The sequence below is a fragment of the Mycobacterium sp. genome (genome assembly GCF_025933915.1).
GTDB lineage: Bacteria > Actinomycetota > Actinomycetes > Mycobacteriales > Mycobacteriaceae > Mycobacterium.
Genome location: NZ_JAICZA010000220.1, coordinates 1 through 6,079 on the forward strand (window position 1 = coordinate 1; position 6,079 = coordinate 6,079).

At 67.4% G+C, this 6,079-nt stretch carries 5 protein-coding genes and 1 riboswitch; of the genes, 2 read left to right on the top strand and 3 right to left on the bottom strand.

Annotated elements, in window-relative coordinates; all coding sequences use genetic code 11:
• Nucleotides 1-1,493: thioester reductase domain-containing protein (locus Q0W90_RS22535; protein ID WP_297776730.1), on the top strand; the 1,493-nt coding region annotated here is incomplete at its 5' end.
• 12 nt (nucleotides 1,494-1,505) lie between these two features.
• Here Q0W90_RS22535 and Q0W90_RS22540 read toward each other — a convergent pair.
• On the bottom strand, nucleotides 1,506-2,138 hold the full coding sequence (locus Q0W90_RS22540) for a hypothetical protein (protein WP_297594775.1): 633 nt from the start codon (nucleotides 2,136-2,138) through the stop codon (nucleotides 1,506-1,508).
• 118 nt (nucleotides 2,139-2,256) lie between these two features.
• Between Q0W90_RS22540 and Q0W90_RS22545 the strand changes: the two genes are divergently transcribed.
• The gene (locus Q0W90_RS22545; protein WP_297701105.1) at nucleotides 2,257-3,201 is read left to right on the top strand and encodes an NADP-dependent oxidoreductase; all 945 of its coding nucleotides are present in this window, start codon (nucleotides 2,257-2,259) and stop codon (nucleotides 3,199-3,201) included.
• On the opposite strand, the gene Q0W90_RS22550 is transcribed toward Q0W90_RS22545, so the two are convergent.
• Together Q0W90_RS22550 and Q0W90_RS22555 are read right to left on the bottom strand one after the other, a co-directional pair.
• Entirely contained in the window at nucleotides 3,193-4,995 is a 1,803-nt protein-coding gene (locus Q0W90_RS22550) for an NRAMP family divalent metal transporter (RefSeq protein WP_297776733.1), read from the bottom strand. The two genes, Q0W90_RS22545 and Q0W90_RS22550, sit on opposite strands and share 9 nt — an antisense overlap.
• Before the next feature lie 73 nt (nucleotides 4,996-5,068).
• Nucleotides 5,069-5,284 (bottom strand): hypothetical protein, encoded by a 216-nt coding sequence (locus tag Q0W90_RS22555; RefSeq protein ID WP_297594862.1) that lies wholly within the window; start codon nucleotides 5,282-5,284, stop codon nucleotides 5,069-5,071.
• A gap of 251 nt (nucleotides 5,285-5,535) precedes the next feature.
• A riboswitch (M-box (ykoK) riboswitch) is annotated at nucleotides 5,536-5,763 on the bottom strand.
• Between the last annotated feature and the right edge of the window lie 316 nt (nucleotides 5,764-6,079).

Below are 6,079 nucleotides of genomic sequence, written 5' to 3' on the forward strand. Positions count from 1 at the left end.
ACTCCCTGTCGGCGTTGACCTTCTCCAACCTGCTGCGTGATATCTTCGGCGTCGATGTGCCCGTGGGGATGATCACCGGCCCGGCGACCGATCTGGGTCAGCTCGCGGAATACGTTGAGTCCGAGCGTAAATCGGTATCCCAGCGTCCCACGTTTGCGACGGTGCACGGTCGTGGCGCCGCCGAGGTCCGCGCAGCAGAGCTGACGCTGGACAAGTTCATCGACGAGAAGACCTTGGCCGACGCGCCGACATTGCCGCATGCGACCGGCACACCGCACACGGTCCTGCTCACCGGCGCCAACGGCTACCTTGGCCGCTTCCTGGCCCTCGAATGGCTCGAGCGGCTTGCCGAAACCGGCGGGAAACTCATCTCCATCATCCGCGCCACGGACACCGCGGCGGCCACCAAACGGCTGGAGGCGGTTTTCGACAGCGGGGACCCGCACTTACTCGAGCGGTTCCGCACGCTGGCCGCCGACCATATGGAAGTCATCGTCGGTGATATCGGCGAGCCGAATCTCGGCCTGGACCAAGCAACTTGGCAGCACCTCGCTCAGAGCGTGGATCTGATCGTCCACCCCGCCGCACTGGTCAACCATGTGCTGCCCTACGACCAACTCTTCGGCCCCAACGTCGTGGGTACCGGCGAGCTGATTCACCTGGCGATCACGACGCGCATCAAACCGGTCACCTACCTCTCGACCGTTGCGGTGGCCATGACCGTCGATCCGGCCGGGTTCGCCGAGGACGGCGACATCCGTACCGTCAGCGCGGTACGCCCGATCGATGACAGCTACGCGAACGGTTACGCGAACAGCAAGTGGGCCGGCGAGGTGTTGCTGCGCGAAGCACACGACCTGTGCGGGCTGCCTGTCGCCGTTTTCCGGTCTGACATGATCCTCGCGCACAGCCGGTATGCGGGCCAGCTGAACGTGCCGGACGCGTTCACCCGATTGATGTTCAGCGTGCTGACCACTGGTATCGCACCGTCCTCCTTCTACCAGACCGACGCGCAGGGAAACCGGGCGGCGGCGCACTACGACGGCCTGCCCGCCGACTTCGTTGCCGAAGCGGTCACCACGCTCGGCGAGCAGATGGCAACGGCCGCCGAGGATCACGAGTCTGCCGGGGCGTTCCGCTCCTATGACGTGATGAACCCGCACGACGACGGCATTTCCCTGGACGTGTTCGTCGACTGGTTGATCGCCGCCGGACACGACATCCGTCGCATCGAGGACTATGACGAATGGCTGGGACGCTTCACCACGGCCCTTCGCGCCCTACCCGACAAGCAGCGCCAGCATTCGGTGCTGCCGTTGCTGGACGCCTACCGGCAACCGGAGACGCCGCTGCGCGGCGCACCGGCACCCACCGACGTCTTCCGCCGCGCGGTGCGCACCGCCAAAATCGGTGCGGGCCAGGATATTCCGCATCTGACGACGGCCCTGATCGACAAGTACGTCGCGGACCTACGCTTGCTGGGCTTGGTGTAGCCCCACGCCGCCCTAACCGGGCAATCCCTTCTTGATCGCGACGTCCTGCTTGCGCGCGATGTCGAGGGCCACGGCCGGGTCGAACGGGTCGTTGGGTGCGCTGTCGAATTCCAGGGTGACGAACGCCTTGCCTTCGGTGAACAGCAGGACCGTCATCGCCTGGGAGTTGTCGGGCGACGCGCCGGACACCGTTGACCCGTTCGCGCCGACGGCGAGCGGTTGCCAGTTGCCGACCACCTTGCCGGCGTAATCGCTTTTGCTGCTGGCCAGTTCGGCCGCGGCCGCCGGCGGATCGGCGGCCACCACGATGGTGTCCCACAGGCGGCGGCTGCTGTCAGCGTTGGCGAACAGCTGCGCGACCCCCGGCGCATTGTTGGGATTGAGCATCGGCGACTGCGGCGCGGTGAGACCCCCGCCGACGTCGCTCGGCTTGACCAGCAAAAAGCCGTAGTCCGTGGGTTGCCCCGGTGGCGGCCCGGTGACCGCGCTCGAGCTGGTCGCGGAAGCGGTCGGGCTCGATTCCGTCGCCGAGGGCGACGACGGTTCGTCCGCGCCGCCGCAACCGGTGCTCGCCGCACCGACCGCGGTGATCGCGGTCAAGTGCAGCAAGGCCCAGCCGACGACGCCGGCCCGAGCGACCTCCACGCGTGTTCCTTCCCCGGCAACTGCTATGAACATAAGCCCCACGGGCCGCCGGTGGATAGGTCTCTGCGTGCCTATGCTGGCGTGGGTAAGAGCATCTTCGCGCGGTGAGGAGATCGGCATGACGGCTGCGGCGGCGCGCGCCGTGCGGTTCGACCGTTACGGAGGGCGTGAGGTGTTGTACGTGGCGGACATCGCCATGCCCACGCCCGGCCCGGGTGAGGTGGTCGTCGAAGTTCGCGCGGCAGGGATCAACCCCGGCGAGGCCGGCATTCGGGTCGGGGCGATGCACGAGATGTTCCCCGCCGCCTTTCCCTCCGGGGAGGGCAGCGACCTCGCGGGTGTCGTGACCGCGGTGGCGCCTGGGGTCACCGAGTTTTCGGTGGGCGACGAGGTTTTGGGATTCAGCTTGCGCCGGTCCAGCCACGCGACCCACACCGCTGTGCCGGTGGGTCAATTGATCCGCAAGCCCGCCCAACTCAGTTGGGAGGCAGCGGGTTCGCTGTACGTGGCCGGTGTGACGGCCTACGCGGCCGCGCGCGCGGTGGCGCCCCAGCCGGGTGAGACCGTCGCGGTGTCGGCGGCCGCGGGCGGGGTGGGCAGCCTGGTCGTCCAGCTGCTGGTGCTACGCGAGGCGCGCGTGCTCGGCATCGCGGGCGCCGGGAACGCCGACTGGCTGCGCGCGCATGGCGTCATCCCGATCGCCTACGGAGACGGGCTCGCCGAGCGGCTGCGCGACGCGGCACCGGACGGAATCGACGCGTTCATCGACCTGTTCGGCCCGGACTACGTCCAGCTCGCCGTGGACCTCGGCGTGGCGCCCGAGCGAATCGACACCATCATCGCCTTTCAGAAGGCCGGCGAGGTGGGCGCCAAGACCGAGGGCAGCATGGAAGCCTCGACACCGGAGGTGCTCACCGAAATGGCCGGCCTTATCGTTTCCGGCGCCATCGAGTTCGACGTCGCCGCAACCTACCCGTTGGACCGGGTCGCCGACGCCTTCGCCGAACTCGAGCAACGCCACACCCACGGGAAAATCGTTCTGCTGCCTACCGACTCACAGTGACACGACCGGCCCGGCGACACCGGCCTGCACGATTTTGATGATGACGAACGCAACGGCCACCACGAGATAGCCGCGCAGGGTGAACAGCCCCGCCCTGCGCATCGGCGACATCGCCGGTCGGTCGAGCAGGGCCAGGTTGGGGGTTTGCCAGCTGGCCCGATCCTGCCGCCGCACGGCCCGCCGCTCGGCGCGCGTGAGCGACGCGGCGTCATCCAGTTCGTCGACCTGCTCGGGGTCCAGACCGCCTCCTAGCGTGCGCACGATGGCTTCCGCCTCGGCCAGGCTGCGATGCCGCCGGCCGACGATGATCATCGCCGCGCCACCGACGATGCCGACCACGGCACCGGCGCCGAGCCCGGTCTCGATGGTGGCCGTGGACAGATCGGGGAAGAAGGTTGTCGCCGTCAATGCCAGCGACAACAGCACCAGACCCCAGACGATGGTCCACGCAACGATGTTCTGCCGCACCGTGTTCACCCACGGCCCCAGTACCGCGCCGTCGTTGCACAGCAAGACCAGGAACACGGTCGCCGAGGGAAGCAGCACGCCGGCGAGCGCCTGCACACCTTGTGTCACCAGGCCCAAGACGTGGTCGGGGCTGAAGGAGACCGCCGCCGAAACCGCAAGCAGCACCGCATAGCCACCGTAGAACAGCGGGGCCTCGTTGATCTTCCAATGCAATGAATGCCGCTTGCCCATGGCGTCACCGACGGCATAGGTGGTCGCCAGGCCGACGGCGTTGGCGCCGATCAGCGATGCATCCAGCAGGATGATCGCAAACAGCGGCCCCACGGCGCCGCCCAGATGCCTGGACAACCCCGCGGCGACCGCACCCGCGTCGGTGAAGTGACCGGCCTCGGCGGTGCCCGCCAATCCGAACGCCGTCACCGCCATCAGCGCGGTCGCCCCGACCATGACGACGACGATTCCGATCACCAAATCGGCTCGCCCGTAAGGGATCCAGCGCGCAGTGATGCGCTTGTCCACCACGTTGGACTGCTGGAAGAACAGCTGCCACGGCGCGACGGTGGTTCCCACGATCGCGACCACCAGCAGCAGCACGGTCGAGTTCAGCCCACCGGGGAATTGCGGGATCAGCCCGGCCGCGGTGGCTTTCGGGGCCGGATGCACCAGCAGCACCATCGGGATGATCAGCACGTTCACCGCGATCAGCAGGAACATCAACCGCTCCCAGCGGCGAAACGACCCCCCGGCCACGACGGCGAACAGCAGCACCGCGGCGGCCGGGACGGCGACGATCTTCGGGCAGCCCAAAAAGCCGAGAGCCAGTGACACACCGATGAATTCGGTGACGATCGTCAACGCGTTCAGGATCAACAGATCACCGACGCTGAAGGCGCCCCAGAATTTGCCGAACCGTTCGAAGATCAAGCGCGCGTGACCCACCCGGGCGACCGCGCCCAGCCGCAGCACCATTTCCTGGTTCACGTACAGCACCGGAATCATCAGCGCCAGCGTCCACAGCAGGCCCATCCCGTAGTCCTGGCCGGCCTGTGCGTAGGTCGCGACGCCGCCGGCGTCGTTGTCGCCGACCATGACGATCAGGCCGGGACCGCTGATGACGGCCAATGTCTTCAGCCGCCGCCAGCGGCCACTAGGGGCCCCGTCGGTGCCGTCGCGCCGGATGCGGCCGAACGCGCCGACGATGTCGCCGACGTGGGCGGTATCCAGCACCGTCGGCGCCTGCGCGCCGGCGGGCGGGCTTTCCGCGGCGGTGGCCGTGCGGCCGAAGACCGCGCTGCGACGGCCACCGCGGGTGTGGATCGAGGTCATCTGATCCTCGCTATCTCGAATGGTTCTCACCTCGCGGTGAGGAGATGCGGTTGCACTCGATGCGTGGAACAGATCACCAGTGGTTGTCGGGGCGGCCCGACGCGTGCCCGCCCAGCGAGGCCGTGACCACTGCGATCGGCATCCGCGAGACGTACAGGTTGGCCCGCTCCTGCGGGGTCAGGTTTGCCCGCAAGTGCAACTTGTGGGCCAGCAACCGGCCGGCGCGCAGCATCGACCGTCCGCGCCCCTTCGGAACAGCGGAAAAACGGTGCGTAACAACAAAAGCCATGATCTTCTCTCCTGCCAGAAGCCCGATCGGCGTCGACATGGTCCGTGCGACATGTGAGCCGCTCAGGACCAGATGCAAGGTCAGGCGGCGGGAGGAATGCCGGAGCCGGATCGGGACAAAACGAAATTCGGATACGGACTATCGCCAGGACTCATCTCGCCCTCACCTCCTCACAGCCAGGACACACGCGGGTGTCACCACATTCACCGGAACGAAAGAGGCAGGAATGACCGACGGCACCAAAACCGCCGGTCGCACCCCTCTCGTCGGAGCTTCGGCACTGCACGGCGTATCCGGACATCATCGATGGTCGCGACCCGCTGCGCCCGGCTTCGCCGCGCTTGCGATCGCTCCTCGTCCAGAAGCCACTTGGGCTCAACCCTTGGGTCCGGGAAGAGCTGTCCTGACCCGGGGCGTCTCTCGACGTTCGGGGTCAGTGGCCTATATCCATGCAGACGCCTCACCTACCGAGGTGCTTGCGGAATCCATAGTGACACCGCAGTCCGGGCTCGTCAAACTCATTGACGCCGAGCGTGGCGCGGCCACCGGTCTCCCAGCGCCCGCCGAGACCGCGCACCTAGGCTCGTCGTCAGTGTCAGGGTGAGGTGCCGCGTGTTGCGGTGGTTGGATCCTGATCACCTGGTGTCTGGCTCGTAGGCTCGGTGCCGCCCGTGGGGTTGGCGTTCATGCGTTTTGTCGGCATCAGGTGTGAAGGGCCGGCCGGCGTGACTTGATAGGAGCGTGGCATCCGCCCCCACTGAGATGTGTCCGCCGACCGGCCCAACCGTCACCTCA

What these genes read in the sequence shown, in the direction of transcription:
- Q0W90_RS22550 (WP_297776733.1), bottom strand. Translation starts at nt 4,995, where the DNA reads ATGACCTCGATCCACACCCGCGGTGGCCGTCGCAGCGCGGTCTTCGGC.
- Q0W90_RS22545 (WP_297701105.1), top strand. Translation starts at nt 2,257, where the DNA reads ATGACGGCTGCGGCGGCGCGCGCCGTGCGGTTCGACCGTTACGGAGGG.
- Q0W90_RS22555 (WP_297594862.1), bottom strand. Translation starts at nt 5,284, where the DNA reads ATGGCTTTTGTTGTTACGCACCGTTTTTCCGCTGTTCCGAAGGGGCGC.